Genomic DNA, 20506 nt, shown 5'->3' on the forward strand with positions numbered 1-20506 from the left:
CTCACTCGAAGAGCTTGCGGATCTGTTCGTTGAAGGTCAGCACCGACAGGAAGCCGAACAGCACGAACGCCCACACCAGTGCCGCGACCCGGCCCGCGCCGGGCCGGATCCCGCGGGGCAGGACCCGGCGGTTGACCAGGAGCAGCAGGGCCGAGTAGAGGAACATCATCAGCCCGCCGGTGACGGCCGAGATGACGAGGAGCACCAGCGGCTGGGTGAGCCCGGCGAGCAGGACGACGACGCCGATGCCGACGAGGCCCCAGACCAGCCCGAAGTAGATCTTGCTCTCGTGGGCGTCCCGGAGGTACGCGGTCTTGAGCACGTCGGCGCCCAGGCGGCTGGTGTAGTCGACGATGCCCAGGGCGGCGGCGAAGAGCGAGAAGGCGCCGATGATCCAGAAGAAGGTGCCGAACCAGTTGCCGACCGAGGCGTTGAGCGCGTCGCCCTCCGCCTTGAGGAAGGAGATGTTGTTGGTGAGCCCGTCGCGGCCGAAGACCGTGGCGTAGGCCAGCATCGAGGTGAAGAAGATGGTCAGGAAGCTGATCAGCACGAAGGTGCTCAGCTGTTCGAGGTTGGCCAGCCGCCACCAGCGCCGCCAGCGGGCCAGGTTGGCCTCCGTCGGCTCGAAGACGAAACCGGTCGACGGCGCGGCCTCGAGCTGGCCGGTCACCGGGCTGACGATGCGGGGCACGTAGGCGCCCATCCCGAAGCCCTTGTCGCGGATCCAGTTGCTCTGGCACAGGTTCTGGCCGCCGCCGGCGCCCGCGAAGGCGCCCATGAGCAGCGCGAAGCCGGACCTCGCCGCCGGCCAGATAGGTGATGAGCGTGGCCGAGCTGGACGCCCAGCCCGGCCAGATGTTGGCGAAGTACGCCAGGATCGCGAAGACCAGCCCCCAGTGCCGCCAGTAGCGGCTGAACCCGGTGAGCGCGGTCTCGCCCGTGGCCAGGGTGTAGCGCTCGATCTCCATGTTGAGGAAGTACTGGGTGGCCAGGCCGACGAAGGCGGCCCAGACGAAGACCAGCCCGACCTGGGAGGCGATGTAGGGGAAGAGGATGAATTCGCCGCTCGCCATGCCGACGCCCGCGGCGACGACGCCCGGCCCGATGACGCGCCGGAAGCTCGCCGGAGCCTCGGGCAGATCGCGCACCTCGGGGGCGGCCAGGTGCTTCGTGGGGAAGAGACGGTCCGCCGTATCCACGGATGTCAATCTAGCGGGCCGGGGAGATCAGCTGAAGCGCCGCTCAGAGCAGGATCTCGACGGCGCCCAGGAGCTCGGCGTCGGGGCCCAGCGCGGTGGGCACGACGGTCAGGCCCGCGGTGGCGCTCGGCGAGCAGTGGCGCAGCAGGGCCTCGCGGACGCCGTCGACCACGTAGGGGCCCGCCTCGGCGAACGCGCCGCCGACCACGACGATCGCGGGGTTGAGCACGTTGCACAGCGACGCGACCGAGCGCCCGATCAGCCGGCCCGCGTCGGCGATGGCCCGCTGCACCGGGCGGTTGGCCGCGCCGGCCAGGGCGAGCAGGTCGGCCTCGGTGGTGCCGGCGCGCGGGTCGAGCAGCGCCGAGAAGTACGCCGGGTTCAGATAGACCGACAGGCATCCGCGGCTGCCGCAGACGCAGAACGGGCCGACCTCGCGCACGTTGAGATGCCCGACCTCCCCCGCGTAGCCGATCGCCCCGCGGTGCATGCGCCCGCCCGCGATGATCCCGGCCCCGGTGTACTGGTCGGCGCGCAGGTAGAGCAGGTCACGGGCCCCCCGGCCGGCGCCGCGGCGGGTCTCGGCGAGGGCGGCCAGGTCCGCGTTGTTCTCGGCTTTCACGGGTACGCCCAGCACGTCCGCCACCTCGCCGGCCGGGTCGAAGCCCGCGAACATGGGCAGCACGCCGCGGCGGCCGAAGCGTCCGGTGGCCGGGTCGACGGGCGCCGGCACGCTGAGCCCCGCCGCCCGCAGCTCGCCCGGATCGTGGCCGTGGGCGAGCAGCAGCTCCCGGCCCAGCTCCGCCGCGCGCCGCACGTGCAACGCCCCGGCCATGCCGATCGGGACCGAGTCACTGGCCTGGTGCAGCACGGTGCCGCTGCCGTCGGTGAGCACGGCGCGGGTGCTGTCGGCGCCCAGCGCGAGCCCCAGCAGGAGCCCGGGCGGGGCGGCGAGCCGGTAGCGGGGTGAGGGCCGGCCCGCGCGGCGTTCTCCCGGCGGCGGCGCGGCCGGCTCGACCGTGCCGTCGTGTTCGAGCTCGCCCAGCAGGTCGAGGACGGCGGCGCGGGGCAGGCGGGTGAGCTTGACGATGTCGCTGCGCCCGACGGTGCCCCGGTGGCGCAGCAGGTCGACGATCATGCCGCGCCGCACGACCCGCTCCCGGGCGCCGGGGGTCCGGCCGTCCGGCGAGGCGGCGAAGGCGCGGCTGCCCCGGGCGGCGGGCGTGGCGTCGACGGCCACCGCGATCGCGCCCAGGATGGCGGCCCGGCCCTCGAGCGCGCTGGCGCGCACCTGGGTGGCGTCGGCGACCTCGGGCTGGGCGTAGCGCCGCACGGACTCGCGGACCCCGGCGACGATCGTGCCCTCGGGCTCGATGAGCGGGCCGTCCAGGACGACCAGCGACGGGTTGATGGTGTTGGCCAGGTCGGCGACCACCCGGCCGATCATGCGGCCCGCGTCGGCGAGGACCCGCTCGGCCGTCGCGTCGTGCCGGGCCAGCTCGGTGACCTGCTCGGCGGTGACCGGCTCGCCGTAGGTGGCGGCCAGCATGGCGAGGATCTCGCGCGGCGACGCGATGGTCTCGAGACAGCCCCGGTTGCCGCAGCGGCAGAGCGTGCCGGTCTCGTCGACCTGGACGTGGCCGATCTCCCCGGCCGCCCCGGTGGCGCCGTGGTGCACGTGGCCGTCGAGCAGCAGCCCGCACCCGATGCCGGTGGAGATGCGCAGGTAGCAGACCGTGCGGTGGCCCCGGGCGGCGCCGTGGGCAACCTCCCCGGCCAGGCTCAGGTCGGCGTCGTTGCGCACGGTGACGCGCAGCCCGAGCCGGCGCTCCAGCTCGGCGGCCGGCACGACGCCGCCCCAGCCGGGCAGCACGCTGCTGGCCACGAGCGCGCCGGTGCCCGTACCGACGGGGGCGGAGAAACCCGCGACGGCCGACCAGATCCGGCCGCGCTCGGTGCCCGCCGCCGCGACACACTCACGGATCAGCCCGGCGACGGCGTCGAGCGAGGCGGTCACGTCGGTGGTGTCGAGAGCGAGGTCACGCTCGACGAGGATCGCGCCGGTGAGGTCGGCGACGGCGGCGCGGACGCCCGTACTCCCGACGACGGCCCCGACGACGCACCCGGCGGCGGGTCCCAGCGTGAGCAGCCGCGCGGGCCGGCCCGGGCCCTCGGCCACCGGCTCCGCGGTCTCGGCCAGCAGGCCCGCGGCGAGCAGCTCCGCGACCAGGCCGTTGACGGTCACCCGGGCCATGCCGGTACGCCGCCCGAGCTCGGCCCGGCTCACCGAACCGGCCTCGCGCACCTGGGCCAGCAGGAAGTCCCGGCTCACGACATGCACCCGGCGGCCGATGGTCATAGGAGCACTCTACGCCGCTGGTTTTGCTAAGACCTTCGCTAATTCAGCTGGAACAAACGGACTTCGGTGGCGTGATCGGCGGGAAGATAGCCCACGCACAGGTAATACACACGAAATACGGCCGTCATGACCCCTTGGTTTAGCGGTAATCCGATCGATAACTTCGGGAGACGAGACCGCCGCGGCGGCGGCCCGTTCCCCGGTTCGCGAGGTGCGTCATGACCACGATGGATCCACTCGAAGTCGCCACTGAACAGCGGCAGCAGCCGGACGCCCCGGCCCGGCTGATCGTGGCGATGGCCCTGGCCATGCTGGGGGCGTACGTGGCCATCCTGACGCCCGTCGTCGTCACCCTGTCGATCCGCGTCGCCGAGATCGCGGGCGACTCGAAGACGACCGCCCTGAGCACCGTGCTGTCGGTCGGCGCGCTCCTCGCGATGATCGGCAACCCGCTCTTCGGCGCCCTCTCCGACCGCACGACGTCGCGCTTCGGCCGGCGCCGCCCGTGGCTGCTCGGCGGCATCGTGGCCGGCGGCGTGGGCCTGCTGATCGTCGCGACCGGCGGCGGCATCGCGGCCCTGACCGCGGGGTGGGCGCTCGCGCAGCTCGGCGTCAACGCCACGCTGTCGACCATCACGGCGCTGCTGCCCGACCAGATCCCGCCGCAGCAGCGGGGCCGGGTCAGCGGCATCCTCGGCCTGATGACCTCGATCGCCATCCTGCTCGGCACGGCCCTGGCGGCGGTGCTGTCGGGGCACACCTTCTGGATGTTCATGGTGCCGACGCTGATCGGCATCGCCACGATCGTGCTGCTCGTGGCCATCCTCAAGGACCGCCCCGCGAATCCCGGCGCCTTCGGCCGCTACACCTTCCGCGACTTCCTGCGCACCTTCTACGTCAACCCGCGCAAGCACCTCGACTTCGCGTGGAACATCCTCAGCCGCTTCCTGGTGTGGATGGGCATCGCGAGCGTCTCGACCTACCAGACGTACCTGCTGATCGACCGCTTCGGCTACACCACCGGCAACGTCGCGACCGCGGTGCTGATCGGGACCGTGCTCACCACGGCGGGCATGCTGCTGGGATCCACGGTCGGCGGGTGGCTGTCCGACCGTACGGGCCGGCGCCGTCCCTTCGTCCTCGCCGCCGGCGTGGTCGTCGCCCTCGCGCTGGTGGGGATCGCCTTCTCGCACAGCTTCGCGCTGTTCCTGGCCGCGGTGACGCTCTTCGGCCTCGGCGAGGGCCTCTATCTCGCAGTCGACCTGGCGCTCGCCACCGACGTGCTGCCCGACCCGGACGACGCGGCCAAGGACATGGGCGTCATGAACATCGCCAACGCCCTGCCGCAGTCGCTCGTCCCGATCCTGGCCGCCCCGATCCTCGCCATCGGCGCCGGCCCCGGCAACAACTACACCGCGCTGTTCCTCATCGGCGCGGTCGTGGCGGTCGCCGGATCCCTCCTGGTCCACTTCGTGCGCGGCGCGCGCTGAAAGGTCTTGATCATGTTTCCGTACGAAGATCCGCGGCTCTCCGTCGACGAGCGGGTGGCCGACCTCCTGGGCCGCCTGACGCTCGGGGAGAAGGTTGGCCTGATGTTCCACACCATGACGGCGGTCAACCCCGACGGCACCCTGTACGAGCCCGACGGCGCCGCCGGCATGTTCGAGTCGACCAGCGACCTGGTCACCGGCAAGCTGATCAACCACGTCAACATCCTGACCACCGGCCCGACCCCGCCGGCGATGATCGCGGCCTGGCACAACCGGATCCAGGAGCTGGCCGCTCAGACCCGCCTGCGGATCCCGGTGACCGTGTCCACGGATCCGCGCCACGGCGTGCTGGACAACCCGGCGACCAGCGCGGCGGCGGCCGGCTTCTCGCAGTGGCCCGAGCCGATCGGCTTCGGCGCGGTCCAGGACCCCGCGGTGATGCGCCGGTTCGCCGACACCGTCCGGCAGGAGTACCTGGCCACGGGCATCCGCGTCGCCCTGCACCCGATGGCCGACCTGGCCACCGAGCCGCGCTGGGCCCGCACCTCGGGCACGCTCGGCTCCGACGCCGAGGTCGTCGCCGGGCTCATCCGTGAATACGTGCTCGGCCTGCAGGGATCCGATCTGGGCCGGGACAGCGTCGCCGCGATGGTCAAGCACTTCCCCGGCGCCGGCCCGCAGATGAACGGCGAGGACGCCCACTTCGCGTACGGCCGGGAGCAGGTCTACCCCGGCGGCCTGTGGGACTACCACCTCAAGCCGTTCGAGGCCGCGTTCGAGGCGGGCGTCGCCCAGGTCATGCCCTACTACGGCATGCCGGTCGGCACCCCGTACGAGGAGGTCGGCTTCGGCTTCAACGCCGGCGTCGTGCGGGGGCTGCTCCGCGAGCGGTACGGCTTCGACGGCGTGGTCTGCACCGACTGGGGCCTGGTCACCGACGCCGACAACGTGATGGGCACGCCGCTGGCCGCCCGCGCGTGGGGCGTCGAGCACCTGAGCCGCCTCGAACGCGTCGCGAAGATCCTCGACGCCGGCGCGGACCAGCTGGGCGGCGAGCAATGTCCCGATCTGATCGTCGAGCTCGTCTCCTCGGGCCGCGTCTCCGAGGATCGGATCAACCTCTCCGTCCGCCGGATCCTGCGCGACAAGTTCCGCCTCGGCCTCTTCGACGACCGCCGGTACGTGGACCCCGCCGCCGTCGCGACCACGGTCGGCACGCGCACCTTCGTCGACGCCGGCCTCGACGCCCAGCGCAAGTCGGTCGTGGTCCTGCGCAACGAGGGGGTGCTGCCGCTCGCCGAGGGCGTCACGCTCTTCGTCGACGGCGTGGATCCCGTCGTCGCCGCCCGGTACGCGAAAGTGGTCGGCACCGCCGCCGAGGCCGACGTGGCGATCGTGCGGCGGGCGGCCCCCTACGAGCCGCGGGGCGGCGGCTTCGAGGCGTTCTTCCACGCCGGGCGCCTGGATTACACCGCCGACGAGCTGGCTCCGATCATCGCCACCGCGGACACCGTCCCGACGATCGTGGATGTGATGCTCGACCGCCCGGCGATCCTGACCGCGCTGGCGCCGCGCGTGGCCGGGCTGACCGGCACGTTCGGCACCGGCGACGAGGCGCTGCTGGACGTGCTGTTCGGGCGGGCGCCGGCGACGGGGAAGCTGCCGTTCGAGCTGCCGTCGTCGATGGAGGCGGTGGCGGCGTCGCGGGAGGACGTGCCGAACGACACCGCTGAGCCGCTGTACGCGTACGGGCACGGGTTGCGACTTTCCTGAGGGGTAGGAGGGGCGGCGCCGGGGTCTTCTCTCTCCTCCCCCGGCGCCGCCCGTGGCTTTCCTCCTGTCCCGCTTCCGGCTGTCTTCTGGGACACATGTCGATCCGGGCGGGCGTTTCGTCCGTACCGATGGATGGACCCGCAGACTCCGACCCGGAGGCGACATGCCGCGCGACGCCGATCCCGTAGTCCCGCCCGACTGGCCCGCGCCCGGGGCGCCCCTGCCCTCGGAGGAGCCGACGCAGGAGCTGCCCCTCGTCCGCGACGACGCGACACCCGCGTGGAACCGCAACACGTTGGGCGGGGCCGCGCTGTCGCTCGCCCTGACCCGGAGCCAGAGCACGCCTCCCGATCCCGCCGGCGCGCTGTCCCCCGGCGCCGGCTTGCCCTCGTCTGACGCGGCGCCCTCGACTCTGCCGCCCGACGAGGGGATCGGGTCCTTCGTGCCCGGCTTCTCCGATCTCCCGCCGGAGCCCGAGGGTCCGGTGGGCGCCCGCTCGATCGCCATGCCGCTGCACCGCCCGGAGCGGCCCGTGCCCGCGCCCGCTTCCGAGACGGAGCAGCCTGGGCCCGCTTTCGCGATGGAGCCGTCCGCGCCCATCACGGACCCGTCCGCGCCCGCGATGGAGTGGGACACGGCCGCACCCCGAGAGAGCGTTTTCCTGGCCGAGCCGACCACACCGCCCGGGCCAACCGCACCGGCAGCGACCGCCGCTGACACGCCGAGCGAGGGTGTCGTTTCGTCCGGCGCGCCCGGGCCACGCTGGCTCGTCGGCGCGGCCGTCGCGGCGGTCGCCCTCGTCCTGACCGGCGTGACGGTGCTGGTCGTGGGGCAGGACTCCGAGGCCGCCGAGACCGACCAGCGCTGGACTCCCCCGGTAGCCGCCGCCGGCGACCACGCCGCCACGGGAGCCGGCGCCAAGGAGGGCGACGGCGCGAGCAGCGATGAGGCCGCCACGGGAGCCGGCGCCGAGGAGGACGACGACGCCGGCGGGCATGTGGCGACGGCTGCGCGCGGTGGGCGTACCGTCGCCGGTTTCGACCTGCTGGACGGCGCCCGGACCGTGAGCGTGCGGACGGCCGATCTGGGCGACGGGTTGTACCGGGTCGCCACGCCCGCGGGTGGTCCGGCCGTGCCGCGCGTGGCCGAGCGCGACGGGCGGGTGCAGCTGCGGTTCGACGGGCCGGCCGAGGCGGTGCAGGTGATGCTGAGCGACCGGGTGCGCTGGGACCTGCGGGTGGCCGGCGGCACCGACCGGGGCTCGATCGACCTGAGCGCGGGGCGGGTGGCGGGCGTCGAGCTGAGCGGCGGCGCGAGCCGGATCGACCTGGTGCTGCCCCGGCCGGACGGCACGCTGACGGTGCGGATGTCGGGCGGTGTCGACCTGCTGGACGTACGGGCGGCGGGTGCCGTGCCCACGCGCGTGACCGTGGCCCGGGGTGCCGGCCAGGTGGTGCTCGACGGCGAGACGCACAGTGGGGTGGCCGCCGGCCGGACGTTCACGTCGGCGGCGTGGGCGGACGGTCCCGACCGGCTCGAGGTGGACGCGGCGGGCGGGGTCAACGCGCTGACGGTGGCGTCGCCGGCAGACTGAGACGCTTGCAGGAGTTGACGAAAATTCCGCGGTACCCGCAAGAAGTTTCAGGGTCTACAGTGACGCCCATGCGTGCACGACTCTCCGACATCGCGCGCCAGGCCGAGGTCAGCGAGGCGACGGTGTCGCGGGTGCTCAACGACCGGCCCGGCGTCTCCGCCGACACCCGGCAGGCGGTGCTGACCGCGCTCGACGTGCTCGGCTACGAGCGCCCCGAGCGGCTGCGCAAGCGCAGTGCCGGGCTGGTCGGGCTGATCGTGCCGGAGCTGGAGAATCCCATCTTCCCGGCGTTCGCGCAGACGATCGAGACAGCGCTCTCCCAGTCCGGGTTCACGCCGGTGCTGTGCACGCAGACGCCGGGCGGCGTGACCGAGGACGAATACGTCGAGATGCTGCTCGACCGTCAGGTCTCCGGCATCGTGTTCGTCTCCGGGCTGCACGCCGACACGACCGCCGACCGCGAGCGCTACCGCCGCCTGGTCCAGCGGCCGATGCCCATCGTGCTCATCAACGGGTACGCGGACGATCTCGACGCCCCGTTCATCTCCGCCGACGACCGGCTGGCCGGCGAGCTGGCCGTCAGTCACCTGGTGGCGCTGGGGCACCGGCGCATCGGCTTCGTCTCGGGGCCGGACCGGTTCCTCAACGTCCAGCGCAAGCTGGCGGGCTACCGGGCGGCGATGCGGCGCGAGCTCGACGTGCCCGAGGCCGAGCTGGACGAGCTCGTGGCCCTGACCCTCTTCGGCGTCGAGGGCGGCGAGGTGGCCGCCGGGCAGCTGCTGGCCCGCGGCGCCACCGGCATCGTCTGCGGCTCGGACCTGATGGCCCTGGGCGCCATCCGCGCGGCCCGCCGCCGTGGCCTGTCGGTGCCCCGCGACGTGTCGGTGATCGGCTACGACGACTCGCCGCTGATCGCCTTCACCGACCCGCCCCTGACGACCGTGCGCCAGCCGGTCGCCGCCATGGCCAACGCGGCCATCCGCCAGCTGGTCGACGAGATCAACGGCCACGGCGCACCCCATTCCGAGTACGTCTTCAGCCCCGAACTGGTCGTCCGGGGCTCCACGGCGGTCCTCAAGCCGGAGAAGATCGCCTCCCCGGTGGCCTGACCGGCGCCGGCGCCTTCCTCGTGGCCTGAGCGGCCGACGCCCTTACCTGCGCCGTCGTCTCCCCGGCGCCGTCGTCTCCCCGGCGGCGTTGTGGATCTTTGAAAGTTGTTGCCCGGCGCGCCGCCGGCGGACAGCCGGACGAGCAGCGTTTTCCCGCGACACACCCGAACGCGAGATCGTTTTCGCTGCAAGAAAAATCGGGCCATAGCCGCGAAACGTCCACGTCCATCGAGCGTCGTCGCTTTACGGGAGCGAAACACGCTGCTAACTTTCCGGGCACTTGCGCAAGAAGTTTCAGGAATTCCCCCGCTCCCCCAGGAGGCTTCCATGCGTACCCGGAAGACCGTCGCCACCGCGGCAGCCGCCCTGCTCGCCGTCGGGATGTCCGTCGCCGGTCTGGCCCGCGCGACCGAGTCCGAGGCGTCCACCACCGCAGTGAGCCAGGCCGGCGCGCTGTCCCCCGCCTCGCCCGGCGCCAAGGACGTGATCGTCCACCTCTTCGAGTGGCCGTGGGCCTCCGTGGCCAACGAGTGCACAACGGTGCTCGGCCCCAAGGGCTTCGGCGGCGTGCAGGTGTCCCCGCCCCAGGAGCACGTCGTGCTGCCGGGCCAGGGCTACCCGTGGTGGCAGGACTACCAGCCCGTCAGCTATCAGCTCACCACGCGCCGCGGCGACCGGAACGCGTTTGCCGGCATGGTGTCCACCTGTCACGCGGCCGGCGTAAAGATCTACGTCGACGCTGTCGTCAATCACATGGCGGGCGGCGCCTCGACGGGGACGGGCAGTGGCGGATCCACGTACTCGCACTACGCGTACCCGGCGGTCCCCTACGGCACGAACGACTTCCATCACTGCGGGCGCAACGGCACCGACGACATCGCCAACTGGTCCGACCGCTGGGAGATCCAGAACTGCGAGCTCGTCGACCTGTCCGATCTCGCGACCGAGTCGTCGTACGTGCGGGGGAAGCTGACGGGATATCTCAACGATCTGGTGTCGCTGGGGGTGGACGGCTTCCGGGTGGACGCGGCCAAGCACCTGCCCGCCGCCGACCTGGCCGCGGTCGTGGATCCGGTCAGCGGCGACCCGTACGTCTTCTCGGAGGTCATCGAGGGCGGCACCGGCGAGCCGACGCCGGAGGAGTACACGGGCATCGGCGACGTGACCGAGTTCCGCTACGGCGACGTGGTCGGCAACGCGTTCCGCGACGCGAACCTCTCGGGGCTCAACGGGCTGGCCGGGCAGATGCGCCTCGGGTCGGGTGACGCGGTCAGCTTCATCGACAACCACGACACCCAGCGCAACGGCCGGGCGAAGCTGACCTACAAGGACGGCGCGAGCTACGCGCTGGCCGAGGCGTTCATGATCGCCTACCCGTACGGCGTGCCGCAGGTGATGTCCAGCTTCACCTTCTCGGGACCCGACCAGGGCCCGCCGGCCGCCTCGAACGGCACCACGTCGGCCGTCAGTTGCGGCAACGGCTGGCAGTGCGAGCACCGGGCGCGCACCACCGCGAACATGGTCGGGCTGCGCAACGCGGCCGCGGGCGCCGCGGTGTCCAACTGGTGGAGCAACGGATCCAATCAGATCGCGTTCGGCCGCGGTGCGAACGCGTACGTCGCGTTCAACCGGTCGTCGAGCGCGCTCACCCGGACGTTCCAGACCTCGCTGCCGGCGGGGACCTACTGCGACGTGATGGCCGGGGACTTCAGCGGCGGGACGTGCAGCGGTCCGGCGTACACGGTGGGCAGCAACGGGCAGTTCACCGCGACCGTGGCCGCGAACGCCGCGCTCGCGCTGCACGTCAACGCCCGTGGCGGCGGTGGATCCACCGGCTGCACGACGGCCGCGGTGTCCTTCGCCGCGAATGTGACCACCACTTTCGGCCAGAACGTGTTCGTCACCGGCAACACGGCGGCGCTGGGCAACTGGAACCCGGCCAGTGCGGTGGCCCTCTCCTCCGCGACGTATCCGGTGTGGACGGCGACGGTGAGCCTGTCCGGCAGCACCGCGATCCAGTACAAGTACATCAAGAAGGAAGGCTCCACAGTGGTCTGGGAGAGCGACCCGAACCGCTCGCGTACCACACCCGCGGCCACCCCGTGCTCGGCCACTTGGTCGGATTCCTGGCGCTGACAGGACAACCGTTCAGAGTGACGTGCGCCATGCCGGCCGGTCGCACAGCCAGTGCGACCGGTTCGATGCATTCCCCCGGAGAGTGTTCCTGAGACGCGTAGGTCACTCATGAATCCGACCGGTGGAGGTACGTACACATGCCCGAGATGGACGTCGCCCTCAAGGACGCCATGCAGATCGACGGCGCGATCGGAGTCGCCCTCGTCGACTACACCAGCGGCATGGCGCTGGGCATCGCCGGGGGCACCAAGGAGTTCGACCTCTCCGTGGCGGCCGCCGGCAACACGGATGTCGTGCGCTCCAAGCTGCGCGCGATGGAGATGCTCGGCATCCGCGAGGGGATCGAGGACATGCTGATCACCCTCGAGAACCAGTACCACCTGATCCGCCCGCTCAAGGGCCGCCAGGGCGAGGGCCTGTTCCTCTACCTGGCGCTGCTGAAGTCGCGGGCCAACCTCGCGATGGCCCGGCACCAGCTCAAGCGGATCGAGTCGAGCCTCGACGTCTGAGCGGCCCGGTCCTGAGCCGGCCCGCCAACCCGCGGGCCGGCTCAGGGCTTGCGGGCCACGCCGCCGTAGACCTGGACGTGGGCGTCGGGGACCTCCTTCTCCGGGCGCCAGCGGCTGACCAGCACCACACCGGGGTCGAGCAGCGGCAGGCCCCGGAACAGCGCGGTGGTCCCGGCCCGGTCGCGGAGCCGGATGTCGATGCCGCCGGCCGCGTACACCGCGACGCCCGCCGCGACCTCGGCCGGCGCCGTCTCGTCGGTGACCGCGGAGATCGACAGGGTGCTGCCGGCGGGCAGGGGCGCCAGCAGCCGGTCGACGATGCTGTACGCCTCGTCCTCGTCGGTCACGAACTGCAGGATCGCGATGAGACTCAGGGCAACCGGCCGCGACAGGTCGATCGTGTCCCGGAACTGCGGGGATCCCAGGATCGCAGCCGGGTCGTGCAGATCCGCATCCAGATAGGTGACGCCGCCGACCGAGCGCCCGCGGTCCAGGACGAGCGGATCGTTGTCGACATACAGCACGCGGCAGCTGGGATCCACCGATCGCACCACCTCGTGCAGGTTCGGGGCGGTCGGCAGCCCGGACCCGATGTCGACGAACTGGCGGATGCCGAGCTCGGCGGCGACGACGCGGGCCTGCCGGGCCATCCAGTCGCGGTTGGCGCGCATCGAGACGCCCAGGCTCGGCCAGAGCTCGGTAACGGCGGCCGCGGCGGCCCGGTCGGCCGGGAAGTTGTCGTGGCCGCCGAGCATGTAATCGTAGATGCGGGCGGAATGCGGTTTGTCCGGGTTCAGCTCCATGATGGACGGTCGCACAGTGTTGACGGTCACATCAACCCCGGTTAGCGTTTCCGGCGTGTTGCGCGGCGAACAGATGTTCGCACAGCGCACAGGCGGAGGTGCATCGTGACCCTGACCAGGGACCTTTTCATCGGCGGGGACGAGGTTCCGGCCGCGGACGGGCGGACGGTCGACGACCTGAACCCGCACACCGGCGAGCCCATGGCCCGGGTCGCGGCGGCGGGCCCGGCCGATGTCACGCGCGCGGTGGATGCGGCGGATGCTGCCTTCCGCACCTGGTCGGCGGCCGGACCCGCCGACCGGCGCAAGGTGCTCAACCGGGCCGCCGACCTGCTGGAGGAGCGCGGTGCGGACGCCGCCGCGCTGATGGCGAGCGAAACCGGCGGCACGTTGGGCTGGTCGCTGTTCAACGTCGGGCTCGCCGCGTCCATGCTGCGCGAGGCGGCCGCGCTCACGACCCTGCCGATCGGCGAGGTGCTGGCCGGGGCCAATCCGGACGCGCTGTCGCTCGCCGTCCGCCAGCCCGCCGGGGTGGTCGCCGCCTTCGCGCCGTGGAACGCCCCGCTCATCCTGGGCGCCCGCGCGATCGCCGCTCCCCTGGCCGCCGGCAACACCGTGGTGCTCAAGGCCAGCGAGGACGCGCCGCTCGCCTGCGCGCTGTTCCTCGCCGACGTGCTGCGCGACGCGGACCTGCCGTCCGGAGTCCTGAACGTGGTGACCAATGATCCCGCGGACGCCGCATCGGTCGCCGAGACGCTGATCGGGGATCCCCGCGTGCGCCGCGTCAACTTCACCGGCTCCACGAAGGTCGGCCGCCGTATCGGCGAACTGGCCGCCCGTCATCTCACCCCCGCGGTGCTCGAGCTGGGCGGCAAGAACGCGGTGCTGGTGCTCGACGACGCCGACATCGAGTACGCGGTGAACGCCGTCGCCTTCGGCGCGTACCTGAACTCGGGCCAGATCTGCATGTCGGCCGACCGGGTGATCGTGGACCGCGCGATCGCCGGCGACTTCGTGGCCCGCCTGGCCGAGAAGGCCAAGAGCCTGCCCGCCGGCGACCCCACCGACCCGCACACCGTCATCGGCCCGCTGATCAACCCGGCGGCCGCGGCCCGGGTGTCCGGCCTGGTCGCCGACGCGACGGCGGCTGGAGCCTCGGTCCTGGCCGGCGGGGGTACGCCCGCCGGGGCCCACTATCCGGCCACGGTCGTCGCGGACGTCACTCCCGCCATGCGCCTGCACACCGAGGAGATCTTCGGCCCGGTCTGCACCGTCCTCACCGTGGACAGCGAGGACGCGGCCGTGGCGGTGGCCAACGACAGCCCGTACGGCCTGACCGCCGGCGTCGTCACCCGGGACCTGACCCGGGGCCTCGCCGTCGCCCGCCGCCTGCGCACCGGCATCGTCCACGTCAACGACCAGTCCGTCGACGACGACCCCACCGCCCCCTTCGGCGGCCTGGCCGACTCCGGCTACGGCCGCTTCGGGGGCCGTGCCGGCCTCGAGGCCTTCACGGACCTGCGCTGGATCACGCTGCAGCAGAAGCCCAAGCAGTTCCCCTTCTGACCGGTCCGCGCGTCCCCGCACCCCGGCGCCGCCGATCTTGCCGAGCTGACGGGGTACCGATGACCGAGAGGCCACCGCCCGCGCGGAGCAGGTCTGTCGCGCCCGGCCCGTGTGCTTCCACCGGCGCCGCCGCATCAACACACCCGGAGGTGCCGGCACTTACTGCCACTCCTGGTGACGCTGCACCCTTCGATTTCCCCGTCATTGTGCCCCGTCCGCGATCACCTGATCAGGCTTGCTTCGGCCCGCAGCAGCTCCTGCACGGCCATCAGGTGCTGTTCCATGCTCGCCGCGGTCGAACCCGCCCGGCTCTCCTGGAGGCGAAGCAGCAGGTACGCACCGGCGCTTACCTTGAGAAACGTCGGCACACCGTTGTTGCGACCCTGGTCGCTCACGGTCAGACGCCACGGCTCGGCGTCCGTCGCCCGGAACGGGCCCGTGCCCGGCAGCGCTGCCGGCTCGACGGGAATGAAGTTGAAGAAGACGTCCATTCCGCCGTCCACCGCGTCGAACCCGAATTCCTCCAGCTCGGCGGCGAGTTCATCGACGTCGAAGCTCGCGTGGCTGTAGGCCGAGAGTGCCGCACGATGCACGTGCTGGATGGTCTCGGTGATCGGCCGATCAGGTTGCCGGGCGTAGACCATCGGGGTCAGCTGATCCATCGGGCAGACCAGCCTGCGCCACCGGGCCTGGGAGCGGTTGCCGGCGAGCAGACCCACGCGGAACCGTTGCCGGCCCGACTGCCGGGCGACGACCTCGGCGAACGCGGTGAGGACAACCGAGTGAACCGATGTCCTCGTCGCCTCGGCCAGCACGCGCGCAGCGTCGAGGGCCGTCACCGACTCGAGCGACGCCCACAGCCGTGGGCGCGGCTCGTCGTCTTCCGGGACGCCGGGATCAACGCCCGACCTGATCGCCGTCACCCAGTGGCGCATCGTCGCCTCGTGCCGGCGGGCCCAGGCAGTGGACCGCTGCACCTCCGCGAGTTCACCGGGTTCCGGGGCGTCCGGCGGTATGGCTCCGGCCAAGATGGTGAACAGATCCTCGCGGAGAACCCGCATCGCCCAGGCGTCCGCGATCATGTGATGGCAGCAGACGACGACGGACTGCGGGCGCCCGTCGCGGGTCACGATGCAGACCCGCCACGCCGGCTCCCGTTCGAGGTCGAAGGGCCGGGTGGCGAAGGTGTCCGGCATCGACAGCGGCGCTTCGGTGTCGTCGGTGGCAATCAGCTCATGAATCTCGTGCGGCACGACGGCATCGGCCTCGACGCGTTGCCGTGGTTCGTCCTCGTGCTGTAGTTCGAACCGCGTCCGTAGCGCACCGTGCAGCTGAGCCAGCCGGGTGAAGGCGTCCTCGACGTGACGGACTGTCAGCTCGGCCGGAAGGGGCCAGACCTTGGTCACGAAGAGCGGAGTGTGCTGGTCCACCGGGAACGGCTCGATCGAGCGCCAGGCCGACAACTGACTGTAGGTGAGAAACGACGCAGACATGCCTTGAGAACCTTCCCCGCCGGCTCGCCGCGGCCGGTCAGCCGTGGTGAGCGAGTGTCCTGACTGTCGAGTTGGTCAGCAGCAACGCGATGGCGGCGACCATCACCACCGCGGACGCTACGAGGACGGACCTGGTGCCCACCGCATCGGCGACCGGGCCGACCAGGACCTGGCCGAACGGTATGGCGACCAGGGAACCGGCCATGTCGTACGAAGTGACACGCGCCAGCTTGTCCGAGGGGACGTGCTCCTGCAGGCTGGTCTCCCAGGCCACGCTGAACATGGCGAGGCCGGATCCGGCCACCAGGCCCGCGAACATCAGCACCACCAGCGGCAGGGCCAGCCCCATGGCCAGCGGGAGCAGGCCGGCCAGGGAGACGGCGACCGCGCCGACGCGCAGCAAGAAGCGGGTACGAAGCCGAAGCACGATGATGGTGCCGATCGCCATGCCTACGGTCTGGGTGGCCACCACAAGACCCCAGAAACGCCGGCCGAAGGTCTCGTCGGCCACGACGGGTCCCAGCACCTGGATAGCGCCCGACCAGGCGGCGTTGAACACGAAGAAGGCCAGAACGCCGGCCCAGATCCAGTTCTGCGCAAGAAATTCCGTCCACCCGGCTCGGAGCTCGGCCGGCAGGGACAGCCCGCCTGCCGGGCGCTTCGGGCGGCCACCTCGGCCGAGCAGCAGGAAGCACGCTCCGCTCAGCAGGAAGCTGACCGCGTCGACGGCGAGCGCCCATCCCGGTCCGCTGGAAGCCACGATCAACGATCCGACCGAGGCGCCGACGACGATGGTCAGCTGGGAAGCCAGCCGTTTGATGGCGTTGGCCCGCTTGAGCAGTTCCTTCGGGACAGTCTCGGTGGTCAGCGCCTGCGAGGCCGGTTGCAGCAGAGCACTGGCGATGCCGTTTGTCGCCGCCAGCACCAGGAGTAGTGACACGGATGTGGTGCCGGTGAGGACGGTCACGGCGACGACGCCCTGGCTGACCGCCGCGACCAGGCTGGACGACACCATGACGGCAAAGCGGGGCAGCCGGTCGGCCACGACTCCGCCGACGAGAAGAAACAGGATGTTGGCCAGCGACCGGGCGCCGACCACCAAGCCGAGATCGGCGGCCGAGCGGGTCAGGTCCAGGACCGCGAATGCGAGGGCAATGGGGGCCAGCGCATTGCCGAAGGTACTGATGACCCGACCGGTCACGAAAATCCGGAAGGGCCGATAACGTAGCGGGCCGAGGTCTCGGCGAATACTAGCAGAAATCACGGGGCCACCAGTGTCGAATCAGAAAAACAATGCCCGTGACGACACCGCCCAGCCTCATCATGATCATTATTCGACCCCCACTCCTTCCGCAGGATACAGAGAATTGAATACTTCACGGAACCCGCACCCAGTGATCTATATCACATTGACACTCGCAACTGTCCACGTGCGACACTGGCCGCCTGACTCCCCCTAGTCGCCTGATTGACTGGAGAACCGACTCATGTCCAATCAGGATCCGTCGACCATTGCGGATTTCCTTTATTTCATGGAATTGCGTTACGACGATGCTCGCAACAAACGCGAGGGTGATCTCCTATGGCAGCTGGGCCGCATCAGTCCCGGAGAACGGGTTCTCGACATCTGTTGCGGCTGGGGGCGGACGGCACGATACCTGACCGATCGCGGGGTCGATGTCGTCGGGATAGACAACAGTCCCGAAATGATAGCCAGGGCCCGATCGGCAGCGCCGAAGGCTGAGTACCACATCCGCGACATGCGCGACCTCTCCGGTCTGGGCCGGTTCGACGTCGCGCTGATCTGGTGGTCCTCCTTCGGCATCTTCGACGATCGGACCGACCGGGAAATTCTTCAGCAGGTGGCCGCATTGCTCCGCCCGGGCGGACGACTTGTCGTGGAAACCGTCAACGGCCCCATTCTTTACCAGGAATGGGCCAACAATCCCGGCGGCAAGACGGTCAGCGTCGAGCGCGACAACAACATCATGGTCGACCACCGGCAGATGAAGCCGGACGGCCGCCGCATAGCCGGTGAGCGAACCATGTACCGCAATGGTGACGTCACCCGGCTCGGCTACGACGTACGCGTCTTCACGCCATCCGAGCTGGAATACTGGATGCTCACCTGCGGATTCAAAGACGTTGCACTCTACGACCGCAAGGGTAACGACCTGACGCTTTCCTCCTACGGCATGGTCGCCGTGGGAACCGTCTAGGGTCTGCCGATCTACCGACAACTCGGATACGGGGATTCTTATGTGCGGCTTGGCAGGCGTCGGCTATTTCGGCGGACGGACCGGTGCGGGCGAGACGACAGCGCTGCTGGAACGCATGGCGGACGCCATCGCCCATCGAGGGCCGGACGCTCGCGAGATCATGGACGAAGGCCAGGTGGGCCTGGCTTTCGCGCGGCTGTCACTGGTGGACCCGGCGGGCGGTGGGCAGCCCCTGTGGAGCACCGACGGCAACCTGGTTCTGATCGCCAACGGCGAGGTCTACAACCATCGCGAGCTCGCGGCGGAACTGGGTGCTGACGCTCCGCTCAAGACGGACTCCGACTGCGAGGTTCTGCTGTACCTCTACCGCAGGTACGGCGAGAAGTTCCTCGACCGCGTGCGCGGGATGTTCGCCATCATTCTCTGGGACCGTGCAAGCCGGCAGCTGATCCTGGCGCGCGACCGGTTCGGCATCAAGCCGCTCTTCCTTCACCGCGACCGCGACCGCGTCGTCATGGCGTCCGAGATCAAGGCGCTGTTCACCGACGCGGGCGTGCGCCGGGAGGTGGATTGGGCCACCGCCTTGACGAACCCGCATCTCAATGCCGCCGCGGCGATCACCCAGGTCCCGCTCACCACTTGGTTCAAGGACATCGAGTCGGTGCCCGCGGCCACCGTTGTCCGGATCGACCTCGCCGACGGCGCGACGACGTCGCATCGGTACTGGGACCTGCCCGACCCGGTCGAGCTGCTGGCCGCGTCCGATGACGAGCTCATCCTCCGGTACCGCCACCTCCTGGAGGATTCGGTCGCCGAGTGCGCGACAGCCGACGCGGAACTCGGTGTCTTCCTCTCCGGCGGCGTCGACTCCGCCGCGGTGGCTGCCCTCGCCCGCGGGACGGCAGGCGATCTCCATACGTTCACGGTGCTCAGCGCGAGCACCTTGCTGAACGGTGACGGGCCGGGCGCCGCCGAGGTGGCCCGGCAGCTGGGCGTTCCGAATCACCAGCTGGTCTTCGAGGCCGATCGGATTCCCGGCGTCGACGAGTGGAAACGGCTCCTGTGGCTCATGGAGACGCCCATCTGCGGCCCGGAACAGTTCTACAAGCACGAGCTGCACCGGTATGCGAAGGCGGTCCGGCCGGAGTTGCGGGGAATGCTGCTCGGCGCCGCCGCCGACGAGTTCGCCGGCGGTTACACCACCACGCTCGCGGGTCAGACGGACTGGCCGGGCTTCCTGGGGAACCTGCGGATGATGGCTCGCAACGACGGTCTCCGGCGCCATCCGTCCATGGCGCCGTGGTGGAACGGCGTGAACGGTCCGTTCGTGTCGGAGCAGGTGCTCGACCTGCCTGCGGATCCCTATGCCGCCTACCTGCGGTACGAGTACGAGAAGGTGCAGCAGTACAACTGCTGGCACGAGGACCGTTCAGCGGCCGGCAGCGGCATCGAGGCGCGCGTCCCCTTCCTGGATCACCGCCTGGTCGAGTTCCTCGTGTCGCTGCCGGCCGGGCGCCGCGAGACCCTCCTCTGGGACAAGCGCATCCTGCGGGAGGCGGTGGGCGACGTGGTCCCCGCTGCGTTCGCCCAGCGAGAGAAGGTGCCCTTCTACTGGGGACCGTTCGAGCGCTACACCCACCAGGTGTTCGTCTCGATGCTGACCCAGGGGAAAGCTCAGCTGGTCGAGGAGGCTGTCGCCGCGCCGGACGCGGATCGCTATCTCGACGGGGACCGGATCCGGGCCGCGCTGGAGCGTCTCGGCGACAGGCCGGACTCGATCGGCATGGAGCTGCTTCTGCGACTGGTCAACGTGGGCCTGCTGGCCTCGATGACGGCGTCGTTGCCCACTCCCCCGTTGCCGACGCGGGGCTCCCTGACCGTCCTCGCGCCCGAGAGCGCCGATCCCAGCGACATGGCGCTGGCGGCCCGGCTCGGCTGTGCCGTCGGCTTCCCGGCGGACTCGATCGCGGAACTGGCCGACGGGGTCCTGGTGCTCAGCTCCTCGACGGACCCCGGGACCCTCTATCTCACCGTCTCCGGCACGACGGAGTTCGTCATCGACTCGGACGCCCCGGCGTGGCTGGCGCTGTTCAGCCGGATCGAGGGCGGCACCACGGTCGCCGACGTCGTGGCCGGACTGGACGAGGACGATGCCGAGGAGGTGCGCACGGCGCTCGCGGAGGCGGTCGGCATGGGCCTGATCAGGGTGGCGAACTGACCGGCGCGGCCATGGCCTGGATCGGCGGCAACGAGGGG

At 70.9% G+C, this 20506-nt stretch carries 14 protein-coding genes and 1 pseudogene; 9 read left to right on the plus strand and 6 right to left on the minus strand.

Going from position 1 to position 20506, the window contains the following annotated elements; genetic code table 11:
- Position 1: 1 nt before the first annotated feature.
- The 3 genes and pseudogenes from RAN62_RS06330 to RAN62_RS06335 form a co-directional block, all read right to left on the minus strand.
- On the minus strand, positions 2-778 hold the full coding sequence (locus RAN62_RS06330) for an Nramp family divalent metal transporter (RefSeq protein WP_305783517.1): 777 nt from the start codon (positions 776-778) through the stop codon (positions 2-4).
- Between the two features lie 28 nt (positions 779-806).
- A pseudogene (locus RAN62_RS41065) lies at positions 807-1199 on the minus strand (Nramp family divalent metal transporter); the annotation flags it as partial.
- A 43-nt stretch (positions 1200-1242) separates the two neighbouring features.
- Positions 1243-3558 carry an ROK family protein gene (locus RAN62_RS06335; RefSeq protein WP_305783518.1) on the minus strand — a complete coding sequence of 772 codons (2316 nt, stop codon included), beginning with the start codon at positions 3556-3558 and terminating at the stop codon, positions 1243-1245.
- A gap of 218 nt (positions 3559-3776) precedes the next feature.
- On the opposite strand from RAN62_RS06335, the gene RAN62_RS06340 reads away from it, so the two are divergent.
- The 6 genes from RAN62_RS06340 (at position 3777) to RAN62_RS06365 (ending at position 12169) form a co-directional block, all read left to right on the plus strand.
- The gene (locus RAN62_RS06340) at positions 3777-5048 is read left to right on the plus strand and encodes an MFS transporter (protein ID WP_305783519.1); all 1272 of its coding nucleotides are present in this window, start codon (positions 3777-3779) and stop codon (positions 5046-5048) included.
- Positions 5049-5060: 12 nt separating this feature from the next.
- On the plus strand, positions 5061-6821 hold the full coding sequence (locus tag RAN62_RS06345; protein ID WP_305783520.1) for a glycoside hydrolase family 3 protein: 1761 nt from the start codon (positions 5061-5063) through the stop codon (positions 6819-6821).
- A gap of 163 nt (positions 6822-6984) precedes the next feature.
- Positions 6985-8415, plus strand: a complete 1431-nt coding sequence (locus RAN62_RS06350; protein ID WP_305783521.1) for a hypothetical protein — start codon at positions 6985-6987, stop codon at positions 8413-8415.
- Positions 8416-8483: 68 nt separating this feature from the next.
- The gene (locus tag RAN62_RS06355; RefSeq protein WP_305783522.1) at positions 8484-9524 is read left to right on the plus strand and encodes a LacI family DNA-binding transcriptional regulator; all 1041 of its coding nucleotides are present in this window, start codon (positions 8484-8486) and stop codon (positions 9522-9524) included.
- A 327-nt stretch (positions 9525-9851) separates the two neighbouring features.
- Positions 9852-11660 (plus strand): carbohydrate-binding module family 20 domain-containing protein, encoded by a 1809-nt coding sequence (locus tag RAN62_RS06360; protein ID WP_305783523.1) that lies wholly within the window; start codon positions 9852-9854, stop codon positions 11658-11660.
- 137 nt (positions 11661-11797) lie between these two features.
- On the plus strand, positions 11798-12169 hold the full coding sequence (locus tag RAN62_RS06365) for a hypothetical protein (protein WP_305783524.1): 372 nt from the start codon (positions 11798-11800) through the stop codon (positions 12167-12169).
- Between the two features lie 41 nt (positions 12170-12210).
- Here the strand turns inward: RAN62_RS06365 and RAN62_RS06370 are convergent, their stop codons facing one another.
- Entirely contained in the window at positions 12211-12987 is a 777-nt protein-coding gene (locus RAN62_RS06370; protein ID WP_305783525.1) for an SAM-dependent methyltransferase, read from the minus strand.
- Positions 12988-13077: 90 nt separating this feature from the next.
- Between RAN62_RS06370 and RAN62_RS06375 the strand changes: the two genes are divergently transcribed.
- Positions 13078-14538, plus strand: a complete 1461-nt coding sequence (locus tag RAN62_RS06375; RefSeq protein WP_305783526.1) for an aldehyde dehydrogenase family protein — start codon at positions 13078-13080, stop codon at positions 14536-14538.
- A 221-nt stretch (positions 14539-14759) separates the two neighbouring features.
- On the opposite strand, the gene RAN62_RS06380 is transcribed toward RAN62_RS06375, so the two are convergent.
- Entirely contained in the window at positions 14760-16031 is a 1272-nt protein-coding gene (locus RAN62_RS06380) for a condensation domain-containing protein (protein ID WP_305783527.1), read from the minus strand.
- A gap of 37 nt (positions 16032-16068) precedes the next feature.
- Positions 16069-17295 carry an MFS transporter gene (locus RAN62_RS06385; protein WP_305783528.1) on the minus strand — a complete coding sequence of 409 codons (1227 nt, stop codon included), beginning with the start codon at positions 17293-17295 and terminating at the stop codon, positions 16069-16071.
- A gap of 223 nt (positions 17296-17518) precedes the next feature.
- Here RAN62_RS06385 and RAN62_RS06390 point away from each other — a divergent pair, with 223 nt between their 5' ends.
- Positions 17519-18250 (plus strand): class I SAM-dependent methyltransferase, encoded by a 732-nt coding sequence (locus tag RAN62_RS06390; RefSeq protein ID WP_305783529.1) that lies wholly within the window; start codon positions 17519-17521, stop codon positions 18248-18250.
- Positions 18251-18290: 40 nt separating this feature from the next.
- The gene (gene asnB, locus RAN62_RS06395) at positions 18291-20468 is read left to right on the plus strand and encodes an asparagine synthase (glutamine-hydrolyzing) (RefSeq protein ID WP_305783530.1); all 2178 of its coding nucleotides are present in this window, start codon (positions 18291-18293) and stop codon (positions 20466-20468) included.
- Positions 20469-20506 lie beyond the last annotated feature (38 nt).

Origin of the sequence: Symbioplanes lichenis (assembly GCF_030709675.1) — a bacterium.
Classification (GTDB): domain Bacteria; phylum Actinomycetota; class Actinomycetes; order Mycobacteriales; family Micromonosporaceae; genus Actinoplanes; species Actinoplanes lichenis.